Annotated in this window: 21 protein-coding genes; 11 read left to right on the top strand and 10 right to left on the bottom strand. The window is 40.3% G+C overall.

What is annotated here, in order from left to right; translation table 11 throughout:
- Positions 1–81: 81 nt before the first annotated feature.
- The 5 genes from AC1RRY_RS05060 to recJ all read left to right on the top strand — a co-directional run bounded on the left by AC1RRY_RS05060 (position 82) and on the right by recJ (position 6020).
- Positions 82–387: a DciA family protein gene (locus AC1RRY_RS05060; RefSeq protein ID WP_492817700.1), complete on the top strand. Its 306-nt coding sequence runs from the start codon at positions 82–84 to the stop codon at positions 385–387.
- Between the two features lie 147 nt (positions 388–534).
- Positions 535–1440 carry a S66 peptidase family protein gene (locus AC1RRY_RS05065; RefSeq protein ID WP_492817699.1) on the top strand — a complete coding sequence of 302 codons (906 nt, stop codon included), beginning with the start codon at positions 535–537 and terminating at the stop codon, positions 1438–1440.
- 80 nt (positions 1441–1520) lie between these two features.
- Positions 1521–1883: a DUF1304 domain-containing protein gene (locus tag AC1RRY_RS05070; protein WP_492817698.1), complete on the top strand. Its 363-nt coding sequence runs from the start codon at positions 1521–1523 to the stop codon at positions 1881–1883.
- A 239-nt stretch (positions 1884–2122) separates the two neighbouring features.
- Positions 2123–4267, top strand: a complete 2145-nt coding sequence (locus AC1RRY_RS05075) for a 3-hydroxyacyl-CoA dehydrogenase NAD-binding domain-containing protein (RefSeq protein ID WP_492817697.1) — start codon at positions 2123–2125, stop codon at positions 4265–4267.
- Between the two features lie 37 nt (positions 4268–4304).
- Positions 4305–6020, top strand: a complete 1716-nt coding sequence (recJ, locus tag AC1RRY_RS05080) for a single-stranded-DNA-specific exonuclease RecJ (protein ID WP_492817696.1) — start codon at positions 4305–4307, stop codon at positions 6018–6020.
- 47 nt (positions 6021–6067) lie between these two features.
- On the opposite strand, the gene AC1RRY_RS05085 is transcribed toward recJ, so the two are convergent.
- Positions 6068–6637, bottom strand: a complete 570-nt coding sequence (locus tag AC1RRY_RS05085; RefSeq protein WP_492817695.1) for a DinB family protein — start codon at positions 6635–6637, stop codon at positions 6068–6070.
- Between the two features lie 73 nt (positions 6638–6710).
- Positions 6711–7295: a Crp/Fnr family transcriptional regulator gene (locus AC1RRY_RS05090; RefSeq protein WP_492817694.1), complete on the bottom strand. Its 585-nt coding sequence runs from the start codon at positions 7293–7295 to the stop codon at positions 6711–6713.
- A gap of 187 nt (positions 7296–7482) precedes the next feature.
- Here AC1RRY_RS05090 and lptB point away from each other — a divergent pair, with 187 nt between their 5' ends.
- Both lptB and AC1RRY_RS05100 read left to right on the top strand, forming a co-directional pair.
- Entirely contained in the window at positions 7483–8220 is a 738-nt protein-coding gene (gene lptB / locus AC1RRY_RS05095) for an LPS export ABC transporter ATP-binding protein (protein WP_492817693.1), read from the top strand.
- A gap of 145 nt (positions 8221–8365) precedes the next feature.
- The gene (locus AC1RRY_RS05100) at positions 8366–9085 is read left to right on the top strand and encodes a Bax inhibitor-1/YccA family protein (protein WP_492817692.1); all 720 of its coding nucleotides are present in this window, start codon (positions 8366–8368) and stop codon (positions 9083–9085) included.
- Positions 9086–9166: 81 nt separating this feature from the next.
- Here AC1RRY_RS05100 and AC1RRY_RS05105 read toward each other — a convergent pair whose 3' ends face one another.
- The 5 genes from AC1RRY_RS05105 to AC1RRY_RS05125 are packed head-to-tail and all read right to left on the bottom strand — an operon-like array spanning position 9167 to position 12709.
- A complete protein-coding gene (locus tag AC1RRY_RS05105) occupies positions 9167–10681 on the bottom strand; it encodes a DUF4153 domain-containing protein (protein ID WP_492817691.1) in 1515 nt (504 codons plus the stop codon).
- Positions 10682–10733: 52 nt separating this feature from the next.
- Positions 10734–11027 (bottom strand): winged helix-turn-helix domain-containing protein, encoded by a 294-nt coding sequence (locus AC1RRY_RS05110; protein ID WP_492817690.1) that lies wholly within the window; start codon positions 11025–11027, stop codon positions 10734–10736.
- 44 nt (positions 11028–11071) lie between these two features.
- Entirely contained in the window at positions 11072–11683 is a 612-nt protein-coding gene (locus AC1RRY_RS05115) for a hypothetical protein (protein WP_492817689.1), read from the bottom strand.
- The gene (locus AC1RRY_RS05120; RefSeq protein WP_492817688.1) at positions 11680–12039 is read right to left on the bottom strand and encodes a diacylglycerol kinase family protein; all 360 of its coding nucleotides are present in this window, start codon (positions 12037–12039) and stop codon (positions 11680–11682) included. Before AC1RRY_RS05120 ends, AC1RRY_RS05115 begins: the two co-directional genes overlap by 4 nt.
- Positions 12014–12709 carry a DUF1361 domain-containing protein gene (locus AC1RRY_RS05125; protein WP_492817687.1) on the bottom strand — a complete coding sequence of 232 codons (696 nt, stop codon included), beginning with the start codon at positions 12707–12709 and terminating at the stop codon, positions 12014–12016. Before AC1RRY_RS05125 ends, AC1RRY_RS05120 begins: the two co-directional genes overlap by 26 nt.
- Before the next feature lie 257 nt (positions 12710–12966).
- Here AC1RRY_RS05125 and uvrC point away from each other — a divergent pair, with 257 nt between their 5' ends.
- Positions 12967–14781 (top strand): excinuclease ABC subunit UvrC, encoded by a 1815-nt coding sequence (gene uvrC / locus AC1RRY_RS05130; RefSeq protein ID WP_492817686.1) that lies wholly within the window; start codon positions 12967–12969, stop codon positions 14779–14781.
- A 2-nt stretch (positions 14782–14783) separates the two neighbouring features.
- On the opposite strand, the gene AC1RRY_RS05135 is transcribed toward uvrC, so the two are convergent.
- The 3 genes from AC1RRY_RS05135 to AC1RRY_RS05145 all read right to left on the bottom strand — a co-directional run bounded on the left by AC1RRY_RS05135 (position 14784) and on the right by AC1RRY_RS05145 (position 18197).
- Positions 14784–15671 carry a serine hydrolase gene (locus AC1RRY_RS05135; RefSeq protein WP_492817685.1) on the bottom strand — a complete coding sequence of 296 codons (888 nt, stop codon included), beginning with the start codon at positions 15669–15671 and terminating at the stop codon, positions 14784–14786.
- 405 nt (positions 15672–16076) lie between these two features.
- Positions 16077–17792, bottom strand: coding sequence for a lamin tail domain-containing protein (locus AC1RRY_RS05140; RefSeq protein ID WP_492817684.1), 1716 nt, complete (start codon positions 17790–17792; stop codon positions 16077–16079).
- Between the two features lie 30 nt (positions 17793–17822).
- Complete coding sequence (locus tag AC1RRY_RS05145; RefSeq protein WP_492817683.1) at positions 17823–18197, bottom strand: hypothetical protein; 375 nt, start codon at positions 18195–18197, stop codon at positions 17823–17825.
- A 179-nt stretch (positions 18198–18376) separates the two neighbouring features.
- Between AC1RRY_RS05145 and AC1RRY_RS05150 the strand changes: the two genes are divergently transcribed.
- From AC1RRY_RS05150 to AC1RRY_RS05160, 3 genes are all read left to right on the top strand, one after another.
- Positions 18377–19024 carry an MgtC/SapB family protein gene (locus AC1RRY_RS05150; protein WP_492817682.1) on the top strand — a complete coding sequence of 216 codons (648 nt, stop codon included), beginning with the start codon at positions 18377–18379 and terminating at the stop codon, positions 19022–19024.
- A gap of 51 nt (positions 19025–19075) precedes the next feature.
- Positions 19076–19501, top strand: coding sequence for a hypothetical protein (locus AC1RRY_RS05155; protein ID WP_492817681.1), 426 nt, complete (start codon positions 19076–19078; stop codon positions 19499–19501).
- Positions 19502–19565: 64 nt separating this feature from the next.
- Complete coding sequence (locus AC1RRY_RS05160; protein WP_492817680.1) at positions 19566–19748, top strand: hypothetical protein; 183 nt, start codon at positions 19566–19568, stop codon at positions 19746–19748.
- Positions 19749–19875: the final 127 nt, after the last annotated feature.

Here is a 19875-nt window from a genome sequence, read left to right on the forward strand (position 1 = left end):
TTATCAAATTAGCTATCAGATGATTGCAAAGACAATTGTCTGATAGAAACCCATTCATTTTGCTTTAAACTTCATTGACAAATGCCATCGGAAACCGCTCGACGTTCGCAATCTACTCCTTTGAAAGATGCCATCGAAGGATTCCTGAAAACTTTTAATCTGAAATCGAAGTTCAATGAAACCTATCTGGAGGCTTTCTGGGAGCGCATGATGGGTAAAATAATAGCTTCACGAACCAGAGAAATCTACGTAAAAAATCGTGTGCTGTATCTTCGTTTGGAATCCTCTCCGCTACGGCAGGAGCTTTTCATGGCCAAAACTAAACTGATTGACCTTATCAATAAAGATGTAGGTGAGTCTGTGATTGACGATGTTATATTTTTATAAGCCCCATACTATCTTTTTTTAGCTACTTATTTGTTAATTTGTTTCTTGTAGACATTACTATATATGATAGCAATTGTGCCGGATATGTAATAGGTATAGTATGCAGTATCCGGAACAATCTTTAGTTTATCAATAAATCAATAGAATTTGGAATCGTTAATTGCGCCGCCCGTTTTAAAGAAAGGTGATACAATTGCCATTGTGGCATTGGCGAGTAAATTGAATCCCGAAGATATTCAGCAATCTGTAAAGTGGATGCAGAATAACTGGGGCGTTGAAGTAGTAACGGGTGAGTCTGTAAGTGCTGCTTATTTTGGTTTTGCCGGAACCGACGAAGTGCGTGCAAGGGATTTTCAGCAGATGTTGGATGATACCTCTGTGAAGGCCATTTTTTCAGCACGCGGTGGGTATGGTAGCTCGAGGATTATTGAAAGAATAGATTTTAATAAGTTCAGAGAGAGTCCGAAATGGATTATCGGGTTTTCTGATATTACGGCCGTTCACAGTCATGTACAATCATTAGGTTTTCAGAGCCTGCACGCACCTATGCCCAAGACATTCATGAGAGATACGGCCTCTGTAAGAAGCATTGAGCCATTTCTTTTTGGCGGTGAGGCGTATTATACCATAAAGACCCATGAAATGAACAGAATAGGAGAGGGCGAAGGGCTGATAACCGGAGGCAATCTTTGCCTGCTGGCGCATTTGATAGGTTCTGAATCTGATATCAGTTGGGATAACAAAATTCTTTTTCTGGAAGATGTGGGCGAATATCTGTACAACATAGACCGCATGATGGTTCAACTGAAAAGAGCAGGGAAACTCGAAAATCTGAAAGGTCTGGTGGTGGGCTCATTTACTGATTGCAAGGAAAACGACGAACCGTTCGGTAAAAATGCCAATGAAATTATTGCAGAACATGTGGCTGCCTACCATTACCCGGTTTGCTATGGTTTTCCGGTTGGGCATGATGCTGTAAACATGGCCATGGCTTGTGGAAGGGATGCTCATTTAAAAGTAAGTGCAGAAGAAGTGCGTCTTAACTTTAAATAATTCCGGCATTTTTCTGTGCAGAAAACGAATCATTCTGTACTAACCAAAAATTGAAATTCAATAACCATATACACAAAACCATGGAACTACTCTCTAAAATTCTGATTGGTCTGGTGGCTTTAGAGCACATCTACATATTGTATCTTGAAATGTTTGCCTGGACAACCAAAGGCCCTAAAGTCTTTAAAACTTTTCCGAAGGAATTGTTTCCTAAAACAGTGGCATTAGCAGCCAATCAGGGTTTATACAATGGTTTTTTATCTGCCGGTTTGATCTGGTCTTTCTTCATTACCGATGCTGAATGGAGTAAAAATGTGGCTTATTTCTTCCTTGGTTGCGTAATAGTAGCCGGTATATATGGCGCTGTATCGGCGAGCAGAAGAATCTTTTTTGTGCAGGCATTGCCTGCTATTCTGGCTTTGCTGATTACATTTTTTGCTTAAGAATACTACCCGTTTAATAGTTTTCTTTCATCTGACACATTACTTTAATGATGTTTAGGTCTATGGATAAAATTTTAGCAATAGACTGAATAGCAACGCTATAATTTTTATATTTGCAAAACAGTATGCTTGCATACTTTATTAAGAGCCGGTATCGTTTGGAAGCATATGAACAAACACATTGCTTGCTGATAGCGGCAAAAGCACCTGTATTATTAAGCACATAATTCAACCTAACAATGGAAATTAACTATAGAATCGAAAACAATGTGGCGATTATCAGCTGGAACATGACCACATCGCCCATGAACGTACTAAATGATGTTTCTATTCCTGAATTTGAATCCCACTTGCAAAATGCCTATGCCGATCCGGAAGTGAAGGGCATTATCATAACATCAGAGAAAAATGAGTTTATAGCGGGAGCAGATGTGAAAATGCTCTTGAAGAATAACGACAAAGACCCTTCTGAAACCTATAAGTTTTCTCTTGAGTTCAACAAGATATTCCGTAGGCTTGAAACTTGCGGAAAACCCGTTATTGCAGCCATAAGCGGAACCGCACTTGGTGGTGGTTATGAAGTTTGTCTTTCATGTCATTACCGGATTGCTCTGGATAACCCAAAAGCACAGATTGGGCTACCGGAAGTACAATTGGGCTTATTGCCGGGTGGAGGCGGTACCCAACGCCTGCCGCGATTAATAGGCATGGAACCTGCCTTATTGTTAATGGTAGAAGGCAAGCGTATAAGCCCTAAAGAGGCATTGGGTTATGGTATGGTTAATGATTTAGCAGCTACCAGAGAAGAGCTGATGGAAAAAGCCATGAAATGGGTATTAGCTAACCCGAAGGCCATACAACCCTGGGATGAATTCGATAAAAAGACAGGCGCAATCAAAGCGCGTGAAAATTATAAGGTGCCGGGAGGTAATGTGCAGTCACCAACTGGTATGCGTACCTTTGCCGGAGGAACAGCCATGATAATGGATAAAACCAAAGGGAATTATCCGGCTCCGATAGAAATCCTTTCGTGTGTTTATGAGGGGCTACAGGTAAATATAGACAGAGCCATTGCTATAGAAGTTCGTCACTTTGTAAAAGTAGCTACTTCTAAAGAAGCAAAAAACCTGATAGGAGTGATGTTTCTGGGCAAGAACGATGCCGATAAAGGCGCGAGTCGTCCGAAAGATGTTCCGAAAACAGAAGTAAAAAAACTGGGCATTTTAGGTGCCGGTTTTATGGGTTCAGGTATTGCCTATGTATCGGCTATGGCAGGCATAGAAGTAGTGCTGAAAGATGTGAGTCTTGAAGGCGCCGAAAAAGGAAAGGATTATTCGAAGGCTTTGGTGCAAAAAGGTATTGACAGAGGCAAAACTACCAAAGATAAAGGAGCTCAATTGTTGAGCCTGATACATCCTACTGATAAGGCCGAAGATTTGAAAGGTTGTGATTTAATAATCGAAGCAGTTTTTGAAAACCGCGAGCTGAAAGCAACCGTTACACAGGAAGCAGAACCGATGTTGGCAGAAGGAGGCGTGTTTGGTTCGAATACCTCAACGCTTCCAATAAGCGGTTTGGCAAAGGCATCAGCCAAACCTGAAAACTTTATAGGCATTCATTTCTTTTCACCGGTCGATAAAATGATGTTGGTGGAACTGATTCGTGGAAAACAGACTTCTGACTATGCAGTAGCATTGGCGGTTGATTATGTGAAGAAAATCAGAAAGACACCAATAGTGGTGAACGATTCCAGAGGTTTTTATACCTCCCGTTGTTTTAGTACCTACACCAGTGAGGGTATTTACCTGCTGAAAGATGGTGTAGACCCGATTCTGATTGAAAATGCAGGTAAAAACGTGGGAATGCCGGTCGGTGCATTGGCGGTATCGGATGAAGTAGCTTTAGACTTGGCACTTAAAATTACTAAGCAGGCCATTGCTGATGGAGCTTTAACTGAAAACGATGATACTTTTCAGGCCATTAAACTAATGGTGGAAGACCTGGGTCGCTTAGGTAAAAAGAATAAAAAAGGGTTTTATGAATACCCTGCCGATGGCAAGAAGTATCTTTGGGAAGGATTGGCTGAGCATTTTCCGGTTTCAGAAACACAACCGGATATTGAAGAAGTGAAAAAACGTCTCCTGTATCGTCAGGTAGTTGAGTCTATCCGTTGTTTTGATGAAGGTGTACTGATAACAAAGCTGGATGGCAATATAGGTTCTATTCTGGCCTGGGGATTCCCTCCCTATGCTGGTGGAACGCTCAATTTTCCAGAATTTGTGGGCAAAGAAACTTTTCTGAAAGAGTGCAACCGACTGGCAGACACTTATGGAGAGCGATTCAGGCTAACCGAAAAACAAGTAGAATTAGTAAAGAGTTTATAATTACAGACTAGTAATCAGCAGAAAGACAGGAGGATACATGTACGAAAAGAGGTGGGCATATAAATCTGTCCCTGATCAGCAGGTGGTAAAGGCGTTGGCTAAGGAATTAAACATTGATAGTACCCTGGCTAATATGATGGCGCAGAGAGGAATCACTAGTTTTGATCAGGCAAAAGATTTTTTCCGTCCGCAACTGGAACATTTGCATGACCCTTTTCTGATGGCCGACATGGACAAAGCCGTAAGTCGTTTAGAAGAAGCCATTGATAAAAATCAGAAAATATTGGTTTATGGCGACTACGATGTGGATGGCACTACGGCCGTTGCGCTGGTATATGGCTTTTTGAGTACTTTTTATCAGCATATAGAATACTACAATCCCGACCGCTATCTGGAAGGCTACGGTGTTTCACTACAAGGCATTGAATTTGCTGCTCAACAGGGGGTATCTTTAATTATCTGTCTGGACTGTGGCATTAAGGCACAGGATAAAATAAAGATAGCTAAAGAACAATTTCAGATAGATTTTATTGTTTGTGACCACCACGAACCTGATGAAAACCTGCCAGAGGCGATAGCTGTGCTGGATCCGAAACGTAAAGATTGCCCGTATCCCTACAAAGAGCTCACCGGGAACGGCGTTGGTTTTAAATTGCTACAGGCTTATTGTCTGCAAAACAATATTCCCCTCCAAAATCTGTACGAATTTATAGATTTATGTGTGGTAAGCATTGCGTCTGATATTGTACCCATTACAGGGGAGAACAGGATTCTTGCTTATTACGGCTTGAAGAAGCTAAACGAAAACCCACACATTGGTCTAAAAGCACTGAAGAATGTAGCAGGGTTTAACAGCAATATGAGTATTGAAAACGTGGTGTTTGTTTTAGGCCCTCGTATCAATGCAGCAGGCAGAATAAAACATGCCAAAGATGCCGTAAAGCTATTACTTTCTGATAATTACGATGAGGCTCTAGCCTTTGCAGAAGAGATACAAAAACACAATACAGAGAGAAGAGGGCACGACACCCGCATGACCGAAGAAGCCCTGACCATGATTGAACAGGACGAGTGGTTAGTGACATCTGCCAAAAGTACGGTTCTGTATAGAGAAGACTGGCACAAGGGGGTGATAGGTATAGTAGCCAGCCGCTGTATTGAAAAATATTATCGTCCTACTATTATCTTCACCAAAAGCAAGGACACAATGGCAGCCGGCTCGGCACGTTCGGTAGCAGGTTTTGATTTGTATGCAGCATTGGAAGAATGCGCTTACTTGCTGGAACAATTCGGCGGACACAAGCATGCTGCCGGTATGACACTCAGCATTGAAAATATTCTTTCGTTTCAACAGGAGTTCGACAGAGTAGTGACCAAGTATATTACTGAAGAGCAACTGACCCCTGTAATTAATGTAGATTTAAAAATCAAACTGGCGGATATCAATGCCAAATTCCACCGGATAATTAATCAGATGGCGCCATTCGGGCCGGAGAATATGCAACCGGTTTTTGTTACTGAAAACCTTACGCTAAAATATACGCCCCGTATCATGAAAGAAAAACACCTGAAACTGGAGCTTTTTGAAGAAGAAACTGGTGCTATTTTTAGTGCAGTGGGCTTTGGCATGGTTGAGGAACACTACAAAAAACTTACACAACAGAAGTATTTCAAAGTAGCCTATCAGATTGAAGAGAACACCTTCAACAATAAAACTACTTTGCAACTGATGTTGAAAGATATTAAGTACTAAAGCAAAGAGCAAGCTTACTGCACTTGCTCTTTACTTTTCTGGTCAGACTACATCCTGATAAAGCTAACCCCTTTCAAAACCCGCCTGGCCTGTTCAATATGGCGTTCGTCGTGAGCAATTATAAATTGAAAAACATCTCCCAGCTTTAGTTTTACCCATTTTGTAATTGAAATCGGGATACGAATAGTATCTAGATTTACTTTCCGGGCGTCTTTCAGATATTTCAGTAACGTTTCCTGTTGTGCTATAAATTCTGCTATTACAGCATGGGCATTCAAATCAGAAGCCGGAATATGTCCTTTAAAGGCCTTGTATTTTTTGGTGTTGGACGGCAACATCATTTTTGTAAAATAACTACCCAGCCAGCTACTCGTAAATGTATCACCGGCGGATTTCTCCGGGTTTTGCTTGCGACTTTTTTCAATTTGAGGCAGATAATAGTGACCATAGCTATTGAGATGTTCAAAGCATTGAGCCATGCTCCACCCACCTCCGGCAGGCTGTTTTAATAAAGTTTTCTCATCCAGATTTTGAAATGTATGAATGACTGATTTCAGATGGTTTTCTACCTTATTCTCTAATGCTTCAAGCAATTGTAATGTGTCAATTTTGTTCATAAGTGTTCATTTGATTTTCTACTGCAAAATTGAACACGCCCGGTTTGATAATTCTTGGTATTTACCAACATTTCTAAATTTTTATCCGGTTGATAAACTTACTAAAGTTCGTAGCATCAATACCCAGATAATTAGCCAGATACTTATGTGGTATTAATTGTAAAATATGTGGGCTCCGTTTCAGCAATTCCATAAACCGTTCTTCAGCCGTGTAGCATTGTAATTCAACCAGTCGGGTCAGTAAGCCTGATAACGCATACGTAATTCCTTGCCTGATAACTATTTCAATGGCAGGGTTACTTTGCATCAATACCTGCAACTCACTGAACGGCGTTCGCAGAAAAACTGACGGAGCCAGGGTTTCATAATAATACCTGGAAGGTGTTTGCAATAACAGCGAGTCCAGCACTCCTCCGAATGAGGGGCTGTAGGTGAAAACCAGTGTGGCTTCCCGGTTTTGTTCGTCAAAATAATAAACCCGCTGCACGCCTTCTACTACAAAATACAGGTACTTCTCTTTTTCTCCCGCGGCGGTTAGTATCTCTTTTCGTTTAGCTGAAAAGGGCTTCCATAATTTAGAAAATTCTTCCCAGTCGCTATCCGCCAAAGGGTTGATTCCGGAAACCAATTGCTTTAATTGGAGTAAAGCCGTTTGCATGGGTTGAATGGTAATTCTTTATGGGTTTGCCTGGCATCGTCAGCAGATTCACACTAAATTACTTTGCTGATATGATGATATTTTAAGAAACCAAATATACAAGCCTGACAATGATTTAATAAATATTAACAAGATTTCTGAAGAAAAGACGTTAGTTTTGCAGAAGAAACGGGTGTAATAGCAAGAGATGATTCTACGTACTGAAAACCTTATTAAAAAATACGGACAACGCTTAGTTAATAATAACGTAAGTTATCAGGTTGCGCAAGGTGAAATTGTGGGTCTGCTTGGCCCTAATGGCGCCGGTAAAACCACTTCGTTTTATATGGCTACCGGCTTAGTAAAACCGAACAGCGGTAAGGTATGGCTTGATGACCTCGATATTACGTCTTTGCCTATGTATAAACGGGCAAAATTGGGTGTAGGGTATCTGGCACAGGAGCCGTCGGTATTCAGGCAGTTGACCGTTGAAGAAAACATACTGGGTGTGCTTGAACTGGCCAAGCCAAACCTGAGCAGAGCTGAAAGAAAAGAGAAGGCGGAAACGTTGTTAGAAGAATTCAGTTTGACACACGTAAGAAAAAACAAAGGTATTGTCTGTTCAGGTGGTGAGCGTCGCCGTACTGAAATTGCGCGCGCGCTGGCTGTGGACCCTAAATTTATTTTACTTGATGAACCTTTTGCCGGAGTTGACCCCATTGCCGTAGAAGAGATTCAGGGCATTGTGGCAAAACTCAAACATCGCAACATCGGAATCCTCATAACCGACCATAATGTAAACGAAACCCTTTCAATTACAGACAGAGCCTATCTGCTGTTTGAAGGTAAGATTCTCCGGCAAGGCACTGCCGAAGAGCTGGCAAGCGATGAATTGGTGAGGAAGGTATACCTTGGCCAGCATTTCGAGCTGAAACGCAAAATATAAACTGTTTTCTGCTTCTTATTGCTTAATTATTTGTTGAGCATTCCCTTACCTATCGGCTGATTTTACTTTCGTATATACCATTTGGAAAAATGGTGAGAATTCGCTAATTTGTATGTTCATACAATCACTAAACAATTTTTTGACTATGGCTAATCCAGTATTCTCGGAAAAAACATTTACCAAAATTGACCTTAGCTACAATAACGGTGAGGTCATGACAGTGCAAAGTACACTTACCAAAGTTGGTGTTTTATTATTTATATTGTTGGCTTCTGCAGCTGTATCGTGGGTAGGTCTTCTCGAAGGATGGAGCGTAGCACCCATGCTGATACCTGCCGGTTGTATAGGTGGCCTATTATGTGCCATTGTATTGGCATTTAAAAAAGAATGGGCACCCCAGTTAGCTCCTACTTATGCATTGTTACAAGGTCTTGCTATTGGAGCTATTTCTGCTATTTTTCAAGACCTGGCCTTTATGGCAGCCGGTTTGACTTTCGGTGTTGTATTCGTTATGTGGTTTTTGTATAAAACCGGAATTCTGAAAGCCACCAGAGGGTTCATTTTAGGTGTTACTGCCGCTACCGGGGCTGTTTTTCTGTTGTATCTGCTTACCTGGATACTAGGTATGTTTAACATCAATATCCCCTACATTCATCAGGGAGGTACGATAGGTATTATTTTTTCTGGAGTAGTGGTAACCATTGCGGCTATGAATCTGATTATCGATTTCCACCTGATAGAAGAGGGGTCAAGAATGCAATTACCCAAGTACATGGAGTGGTATTCTGCCTTTGGTCTGATGGTAACCATTGTCTGGCTTTATCTTGAAATATTGAAACTATTAGCCAAGTTATCGCGTAAATAATCAGAATTATATAGGTGCAAGAAAGCCTGCTCTAACAGCAGGCTTTCTTTTTTTGTGCTATGGCAGGTGATAAAACTCCGGCTACTTATGCGGTTGTTCTATTTTTTTATCCTTCAGGAAGTTAACCGCTTTGCTGTTCGATAGATCCCACGAAACCCAGCTGTATTTCTTTTGTTGGTTTAAATAGAGGTTGATTCGCGTATACAAGCCATTAAGTGCATTCTCTGGATCAAGATTTGAATTTTTTCTGACGCTCTCATCAAATTTGGCTCTATATTCATAAAGAATGGGAAGTGTTCTGGGCGATAGGCTGTACAGATAATAATAATCGAGAGAGGCGGCCTCTTGCCTAGACAGATTATAACGCGCTATCATACTATCCCAATCAAAAAGTGTAAAACTTACCAGAGAAAACAGCAAACCCCAGCTTGCCTGTTTAAATAAATAAGAGAATGAATATTTGTTCCTGATTTTTAGCCACATCAATACTAATCCTATGGCAGTAACGAGCATAAAGAAAAGCACTGCAATCCGTTTGTGGGTTAGTCCGTAGTTAATAACATATTCATAATTTCGTAAAAGTACAGATATAATCAGTACACCGTTCTGGACAATCCATATATAAGCAGCTGCTGAAAGCCAACGGTTATTAGTGACAAAATTCAGTTTATTGCGGAAATAATATAGCAGAATAGTAATAGAAAGCACAATGCTCAGAATCAGTAAATAGGTGCCCTCATGGACCAATTGAGACAACTCATGTGCCGATTTCAGGTCAGCGCCCAGATTGAACCAAAGGAATCGGATGTCTATTACATTAATCATAAGCAATAAGACATTTACCAAACCAATCAACAAGAGGGCAGTTCTATATTCAGTAGCAACGGCCTGTTCATTGAGTTTTTCCGGGGCAGTTATGGTTTCAGGCCTTTGATTGATTTTATACAGATTATTCACACGATTCCAGCTGAACAACACACTAAAAATAAAGAAGGCGCCGAATATGATAAAGTTCAGATGACCAATCGAAAAATCACGAAGCAATGCGTCTATTGCGTGAAAGAGACCGGCAAAGGGTGTTTCAACCATTTCACTGAAAATAGGATTCGCCGTTTTGAAAATGAGTAAGAAAACTGTAAAAGCAATGAGCGGGACAATCACCATTCGCGCAATCCGGCTGAATTTGCTCAGGAAATGATTCTTATCGTTCAGATTGTCCTGAATATTAATAAAAAGAAGCAAAGGTTCAAAGGTAGTCATCAGACCATTCAATCCATACTGCCACAATGCACCACCTATACTTGTGAGCTGGCGACGGTGAAGAAAACCCACCAGAACAAAGAAGCAAAGCAAATGTACTAATATGCTGATGACAGAGTTGTAAACTAGTACCATAATGCCTGTGAGCAATGCCATTCCCAATGCTATTCGGACAGATGTGGTATCAAATTTCCTTTTATTGAAGTAAATCAATGAAGCAATCAGAGAAGTGTTAAACACCAATAGATTGATTCCGAATTTTTCAAGCCAGAAAAAATAATTGAACAGGGCAGTAAATAATACTACGGCTAATAAACGTAGGCTTAGCTGATTCATAGTTTTATATTTAAAAGTTCTTTGTTTTTCAAAGTTAATGGATAAAAAAATATTAGGTGCCTTTAATGAATTTCTCCAGCTCGTTCAGATGTTGATTAAAAGCCTTTTTACCTTCTTCCGTCGCCGAATACACTGTATTCGGTTTTCTGCCTACAAATTCTTTTCTGAACGAAATATACTCAGCCTCTTCCAATGCACGCAGATGCGTAGCCAGGTTTCCGTCAGTTAACGACAAAATCTCTTTCATGGCGTTGAAAGAGACGTCATCATTCACCATCAGCACCGACATGATGCCCAGCCTGGCTTTGCTTTCAAATGCTTTATTAAAATTCTGTAGTAAATTCATAATACTTACCCGCGGCATGCGCGTTTAATCACCCGATACAAAACCTATTTTGTATCATACCTGAAATACACCACCAATCCATAAATAATGTGCAACACCCCAAAACCAATAGCCCAGAACAACAGATTCCATTGTGCTAAAAACAGGGCCACTATCCCGAGAATAATCTCACTTATACCCAGATAAAACGTATCGTGCACAGTATATTTACTGGCATTTACCAAAGCGATGCCATAGAAGATGAGCGTTGTCGGGAAACATAGCCAGAAAAATCCATGATATAACAAACCCAGGCCAAAAATGCCCCCGGCAAATAACGGAATCAGCATGCTTACCAAAAGGCGTTTTGAGGTCGAATTCCAGACATCCAGTCCTTTTTTACGCGCTTTTCTTACAGTAAAAAAAACACCTGATATTAGCGCAGTAACTAATACCGCCGCAGCATCAAGAAGCAGAACAGGCACAACGTCTTCCCGAACCACCGGGTCGAACAATTGATATAAACCATCTACATGAATCTTCTGGTGTGCGTACCATGCACCTATCAAAGCACAGATTCCGGCTGAAATACCGGATAGTCCGCTTAATGAAAGAAACTTGGAAGAACGCTCCATTATAGAGCGGATTTCCTTGAGTTGTTCTAGGTGCTCGTTCATAGATTAGCTAAAATTTTAGGCAAAAATATAATAATTCCGATAATAACTGCACAAACTGAAATGATTAAAACTGCTGCGGCCGATAAATCTTTTACTTTTCCGATTAACGGATGTTGCGCCACTGAAACAAAATCGCATAATTTCTCTAATGCCGTGTTAAAGGCCTCTGCCATCCAGACCAGTCCTATCAATATTAATACTACCGACCACTCTGTATCACTCAATTTCACCAGCAGACCCGTTAAAACCACTACAACGGTTACAAACAGATGGAACCGTGCATTGTTTTCCTGCAATAACACTTTGATACCCTGAAAAGCATATTTGAAGCTACGCAGCATTTTTGGTACGTTCATAGGATGCCGGAATCAACAGATTGAGTGAAACATATAAAACCATTACTACCAATGAGAAAACCATTGTAGTTTGTAAAGCTAAAGGATTTTGAAGCTCATGGAGTGATTTCCTGAATAGAAAAACCGGGTCAGTGAATAAATCCCAGCTATTGAACCGGATGAACCTACCCAGATATAAACCAAAGCCCGACAATACCACGCTCGAGAAAACGATGATCCAGGCCCATAATTTGCCGGTGAGTTTTTCGATAATCTGATGTGCTACGTACAGTGAATACAAACCCGTAGCCAGACCAGCTAATGCTACTATAAAGAAACTTACGGCGTCGAACCACAGAAGATGTTGCCGGGATTCCGTCAGGTGTATTAAGTCAGTAATGATATAAGGTGAATTAGGGAAAAACAACAGCCATAAAACAAGGCAGGTATAAATAATAGCCCGGCGGATTCGTAAAGAGACATCGGTACCAGACTGATACCGGCGGGCTATCAGTATAAAAAATAAAGGAACCCAGGCTAAGAAAAGATTCCAGAGCAGATATACACCCCTGAGCTGCTGGGTTTTAATAACACTGGCAATCAGAAGTGTAAAACTCAGTAGTGTTATTAAGACCAGACTTAAAGTCGGGCGGCTGATATGAAACGCAATTGTAATTTTCTTAGAATCCATGCTTTTAAAAAGAACTTTGTTGTGCAAAGTAAATTCAAATAATTGTCCATTCCAAACTTTCAGAACTATTTTTTGTATGAAATTTCTTAAAAAAGATGGCAGTAATTATTGTCTGAAAAAAGTGATTGCGTATTTCAGTTAGCTGATTCTGAAATAAATGTTATAAATTAGATACTTTATTTTAGCAGATTAGCGTAAGTGTTGAACACATCGGAAGTGTGCGCTGTTAATGATTACCAGGGAGATAAAATTTTGATATGTCGGAGATCAGTTTTGATTATAAAACAGAGTTAGTAAGAGTACCCGAAGAACCGGGGGTATATCGTTATTTTGATGAAAATGATGAAGTAATTTATGTAGGGAAGGCTAAAAATCTGAAGAACAGAGTAACCAGTTATTTTGCAAATTTCAACCGCCATGACCGCAAAACCCGCCGGTTGGTGATTAGTATAAGAAAGCTTGAATTTACCATTGCGCCTACCGAGTTTGATGCACTTCTGCTTGAAAACACGCTTATAAAACAATACCAGCCGCGCTATAATATCTTATTGCGAGACGATAAGATGTATCCCTACGTATGTGTTACCAATGAGCGGTTTCCCAGAGTAATTACTACCCGTCGGATGGAAGATAGGTCAAGGGGAAAACTATACGGCCCTTTTGTGAACTCAAAAGCAATGCATGCTTTGCTCGAAATGTTCAGCAGGCTATATACCATCAGAACCTGCAATCTGAATCTTTCGCAGGAAAATATCGACGCACGAAAATTTAAGGTTTGTCTGGAGTATCATATCGGTAATTGTAAAGGGCCTTGTGAAAACCTGCAAACGGAGGCAGACTACCTGAAAGAAATTGAGCAGGTACATAATATCCTGAGGGGTAATCTGGCACCGGCCAGGCAATACTTTGAACAACGCATGCAGGAAGCGGCCGGAAAACTGGCGTTTGAAGAGGCGCATCAACTGAAAATGAAACTTGATTTTCTTCAGAATTACCAAAGCAAAGCCACGGTTGTAAATCCGTCGATCAGAGATGTTGATGTTTTCAGTATTACTTCTGATGAAACCTCAGCGTATATCAATTATCTGAAGGTAGTGAATGGCACCATCATTCTTACGCAGACTTTGGATGTGAAGAAAAAGCTGGAAGAAACAGATGAAGAGATTCTGGTGATGTTTATTGTGGAACTTCGCCAGCAGTACGAAAGTACTACCAAAGAGATTATTACGAATATACCCGTGACAATCGACATGAAAGCAGATATTTCGGTACCGCAGATAGGAGATAAGCGCAAACTGCTGGATATGTCGTTGAAAAACGTGGTGTATTTCAGAAAAGAGAAAGCTGAAAGAGAAGCCATAGCTGCCAGCGGCGCCACCAATAAACGAGACCGTGTGCTGGTAAAATTGAAACAGGATCTGCAGTTGAAAGAACTGCCCCGCCATATTGAATGTTTCGATAACTCTAATATACAAGGTACGAATCCGGTTTCAGCAATGGTATGTTTTATCAACGGTCAGCCTGCGCCAAAAGAGTATCGTCACTATATACCGAAAACTGTGCAAGGCCCGAACGACTTTGCTACCATGAAAGAGGTGGTTACACGCAGGTATTCGAGATTACTGGCAGAAAAAACCGACCTACCGGATTTAATTATCATTGATGGTGGCAAAGGACAATTATCAGCGGCTTGTGAAGCACTTAAAGAATTGAGTCTATACGGAGAAATTCCGATTATAGGCATAGCCAAACGTCTGGAAGAAATTTATTTTCCTGAAGACACCCTGCCATTGTATATCGACAAGAAATCTGAGTCACTGAAACTGATACAACGCTGTCGTGATGAAGCGCATCGTTTTGGTATTACCCATCATCGCGACCGCCGCAGTCAGGGATTCCTGATCAGCAGTCTGGAAAGTGCGCCGGGTATAGGGAAATTAACAGCCACCAAAGTGCTGAAACAGTTTAAGACGATTTCGAATATCAAGAGTGCTCCTGATGAAGAGTTAATAAAGCTGATTGGTAAAGATAAGACCCATCGCATTCGTGAGTTTCTTGAAAAAGAAAGCTAAACCTATTGTTGAAGGCTGTCGTAGATCATTCGCGATACATCGGCAAGTGCTTCAACACCTTTTTTCTCGTCTTTCAGTTTTCTGGATAACAGCACAAGAATATATTTCCGTCCGTCGGGCAGATAAACAATTCCGGAGTCATTTTGTACTCCTGTAATAGAACCTGTTTTATGAGCGACTTTTACAGCCGCCGGTAGTTTGGCCGGTATCTTTTCTCTGAATTTCTGGTCGAGCAATATTTTAATCATCGCCTCTGAATCTTTCGTGCTTACTACTTTTTTCTGAGCTAATTTTTCAAAGATAGTCATCAGGTCGTAGGCGGTTACTGTATTGTTCAGCCCCTGTCTGAAAGCCTTACTATCTTCTACTCCCCTTAGCACCTGTATGTCATTTGCTCCCAATGTACGCATGGTAGCGTTGGCATTTTTGGCATCCACCAGGTCTATCAGCACATTAGTGGCCAGATTACTGCTTACAATAATCATCTGATAGGTAAGGTCATAAATGGTCATTTTCTGACCTATTTTTTTATATATGTCATCGGCACTGTCGTCACTTATATCCAGACTGAACTGGCTTCCGTCAACAATACTTTTAAATTCATTTTTTACCAAGACAGAGTCCGAAAGCTTAAATTTCCCTGCTTTGGCCTGTTTAAAAACTTCAATCATTACAGGGGTTTTCATGGTACTTGCCGCATGGAAATTCTCTTTTTCGTTGATAAACAGCGTTTGCCCGGTTTCTAGGTCTTTAAAGGCTACGGCGAATTCTCCCTCTATCGAACCGAGCCTTGTCTGAATAGCCGTTTTCAATTGTTCCGATTGATTCGTTTGCGCCAAAGACTGCATAGCCATGCCAATAAATAAGATGATAAGAAGGGAATTTTTCATTCAGGTCTGGTCAATTGATAAATACCGCTTGTGCAAGATAAAATAAATTTGCTGATTTTATAAGTATTTTTATAAATGATGTATACCGTTTATTTATTGAATTTGAGAGAATCTGTAGAAGATATTCTACAAATAGACGGTTATTATTAAGATATATGCCTTGGCAAATGTTTTTATAGTTTATAACACATAAACATTTAAAGCCATGATAGTTGTATTATTTATAGTTTCGCAATTTATAGCCATGGGATGTGTTTCAGCCTATGGATTACACTTAGAGAGAGAAGAACAGAAGCTTTATCGGGAAAGTCTGTTGTCTAAAAGAAAACGGAAAAAACAGTAAGAGGGGTGTAAAATCTGCCAGATAAAGGTTGCTGAATGAAAGCAATACCAATTTATTAGCAATTAGTATTTGCTCCCCAAAACTACTTTTGCCTTGAACTCAATTTTTTCACCGTTTGTATGAAAGATTTCTGCCAGAATAATATAATACCCCACCGGTGCGAGGTTGTTATTGGCGCTTTTACCATCCCATATGATCTGGTCGTTTACCGCAAGTACCTGGTTTTGTGTCAGCTGTTTCAACATCCGGCCGTTTATGTCAAAAACATAAGCATTAGCTATGAATCCGTATTGGTCAAGCTGAAACTTCAGTTTTGTTTCATCATCCATGCCGTCGCCGTCAGGCGTGAAAATCTCCGGTTCAACGGTAAAAATATTTTTTGTAGTAACGGGTAAACGTTGAGAATTAACATAACCCGGCGTAGCATATCCTTCAGAAGCGGCAGCAGAATGCCAGTTTGATAGCTGGGATGACGGTAAATTATAATCACCTTTTTCCAATGATACTCCTGCCTTATCATCAATCAGTCCATGATGCATGGTTTCGGAGTAATCGACACGGTCAAATACCTTTTTGTTTTGATTCAGTAAAATAACAGTGCCATTTTTATCAGGAAATGATGGCAGGCTTTCCATCTCCAGTATATGCTCGTTAACAGCCTTAAAATATTGGCTTTTAATGATAAGTGAATTGCGTGTTAAGGCCAGAAATTGCTTAGGAGGCAGTATGTAATTCATAGAAGCAATAGGCTTGATATTTGCCGGAACTCCCATGCCATCAACATTGGCCAATGCCCAATCTTTAAGGCTGATAAATTTATTGCTCCGGTTATAGACTTCTACAAAATCCTCTCCACCGCTTCTGGGATTAAACAGAATCTCGTTCAGCACAACATCACCTGAATCTGCTTCGTTGGTAGACGCAAACAGCAAAGTGGATTCTTTTAAAACATTACCTGAGCAATCGGCTATATTTTTTGCGGTGAGCGTAAAAGTAATATTTTCCTGTAAGGGAGTTTGAAATGATAAAATAACAGATTTGTTCTGTGGACTTTCTACAACAATCTGATTTATCTTTACTGATCTGTCTACGGTATACGCAAGCGGACTCGCCGCCGACAAACTATCTAGTTTTTCTGTGAAAATAAGTTTTATCTGTGCAGAATTCAGAAACTCGTATCTGTGCAAAACAGGCGGAGTTAAATCAGGATGAAAGTTTTTAACAGAATTTTCTTTGCCCGGCGTGCCTTGTAACGGGGCTTCGCTTGAAACCCAGTTCCCTGTTTCAACGCATGGATAATCGGTATCAACCATTTCCAGCGAGAAGCCTTGTGTTTTTGATGCATCATACCACTTGTCGGTATAGGTAACAGAAAACAGCGTTTTGTTTTTTCTGTCTTTCAGGCTCAGGGTGGTTCCGGTATTCAATAGAGAAAAACTACTGAGACCAACTACTTTGCCGTAGGGTTGAAATTCCTCCGCATTGTTGCGATGTGCCACAATAAGATATTCTTTAGGCCCGATTGAAACATCGGGGAATCGCGTAGTAGTGGTATTATAGGCAAGGATGAATTGATGGAGATTAATGCTTTTATCAGACCGGTTATACAATTCAATGTACTCTTTCTCTGGCAGCCCTTTGGTAGGAGAGGGGTCGGCCATTATCTCGGTAATAATCAATTCGTTGGCATCCTGGGCCAATGTGTTAAGTGTTAAAAACAGTGTAAAGTAAAAGGTGTAAATCAGAATGGATTTACACCTTTTCAGGATATTTTTCATGTCACAGCACAGATAATAAAACAGATAAACTTAATTAGTTTCTTCTTTCAGCTTTGCAGGAGCTACCGCTTTAGGTTTTACTGCAGGCTCAGGAGTTGCTACTTTTGGTTCAGAAGATACCGGTGCAGCAGCTGGTTTTGGAGTTGCAGTTTTTGGCGCTGTGGTTACCTTTTTGTCTTTTTGTTTATCTTTTTTTGTTTTTGCCTCTGCTTGTTTCAGCGCTTTTTTCTCTTCTCTTTTCTTATCTTTTTCAGCTTCCTTGGTTACTTTAGCTATTTTTTTTGCCAGTTTTTTAGCGGTCTTATCGATGGCCTTTTTTATCTTTTTGCTGGAAGCATCAACACTTGCTATATGCTCTAGTGCTGCTACTATTTCAGAAGTTTTTTGCTTAAGATCGGTTTTCATATTGATTTATGGTATTGTTAAATTAATTTACAAATACAACTAACTGTATTCAGAAAAACAAAAAAAACGTGTTAAGTTTTACAGGAAATCGTAAAATACTACTTTTGTTGGTTGTTATCAGATATATTGTTGCGTATATACAAACACGATTTTAGTATTAAACTACCAAGACATACAATATGTTTATAGATTTTGTTACTGAGGATATTATCAAACTCCTGATTTCGGCAGGTACAGGAGCAATTATTGGATTTGAGCGGGAGTATCACAGTAAGTCTGCCGGCTTACGAACCATGATACTGATTTGCTTAGGCTCTACACTGTTTACGTTGGTTTCTATCAAACTAGGTTCTGATCCCTCGCGTATTGCCGCCAATATAGTGACCGGTATCGGATTTGTAGGCGGAGGAATTATTTTCAGAGATAATTCGAGCGGACGCATCACAGGTATTACAACTGCTGCTACTGCATGGGTTACGGCTGCACTGGGTTTATGTGTAGGAGTAGGCCGTGAACTCTACGAAACAGGTTTTTTTGCCATGCTTCTTGTAATTTTTGCATTATATGTACTGGTGCCATTGCAGGTGAGAATCAAACGGAGGAATCTTATACGTACCTATCGGATTGTCTGTATATATAATAATGATACATTGAAACACTATGAACATCTGTTTGAGAAGTTCAGCCTGGAAGCAGAAAGAAATATGCAGACCAAATCTAGTGACCGGATCAGCGGTACCTGGACAGTAAGAGGAACCGAAAAAAATCATGAAAAAATTATAAAGAATCTATTGAACGACCCTGATATTATAGAGTTTGATTTTTAGATTCCAACCTTTTGGCGAAAACAGGCGTCAATACTTGAAAACTTTGACTGTATGAAAACCTCATTGACTTTTATCTGCGCGGTTCTATTGCTGATTTCCTGTGAGAAAAGTACTCCTGACCCCTTAATGTATCAAATAGACGGGCAATGGAAATTGATGAAGATTGGTGTTGGATTCCCGGCCCCCGGAGGCCCTACCGAAAAGGTGCCGGAATATGAAGAAATTCTGGAGTTTAGCGTATCCGAACAAAGTTTTACCCGCAGTAAAGATGGTAAAGTAGTTGAGAAATCGCAGGTAAGTATCAGTATTGATAAAGAGGCTGACCCTCCGTTAAGTAAGCTGATTTTTGAAGATAGCAAGACCTATTCTTATTTGTATTTTACGGCAGCTCCCAATTATCTGGTGTTACATCAAAGCGCACCTATGGGTTCGGTACTGGCTGATGGGAATCTGTTTTTTTACGAGAAAATAAAGTAAAGTTTTTCAATTCTGACACTTATATCATAACTTGCGCTCAGAATCTAACGTATCAAGATAAATTATGGCAAAATCATCTGCATCTAAAGCGCTCCCAAGCTGGTTCATGTTAGCACTTTTTTTAGTAATCATGGCTATTCTTTGGATTTTCGGCGATTTATTTGTCTTAATACTCGGGCTTATCGCAATAGGCATTACATTTGCTAATGGCTATAACCGAACACATGCCGACGAGGGACACCATTAATAGAAAGGCGGTTTATCCGCCTTTTTTATTGCCCTTTGCCGAACCCAATCTTCACACATTCATTTGCTGAATAGCCAATCAGTTACTATTTTAGCTTCGCTTAAAGCTTTTCGCTTTTATATTTATT

It is taken from the genome of Emticicia sp. GW821-FHT11C11 (genome assembly GCF_058808615.1).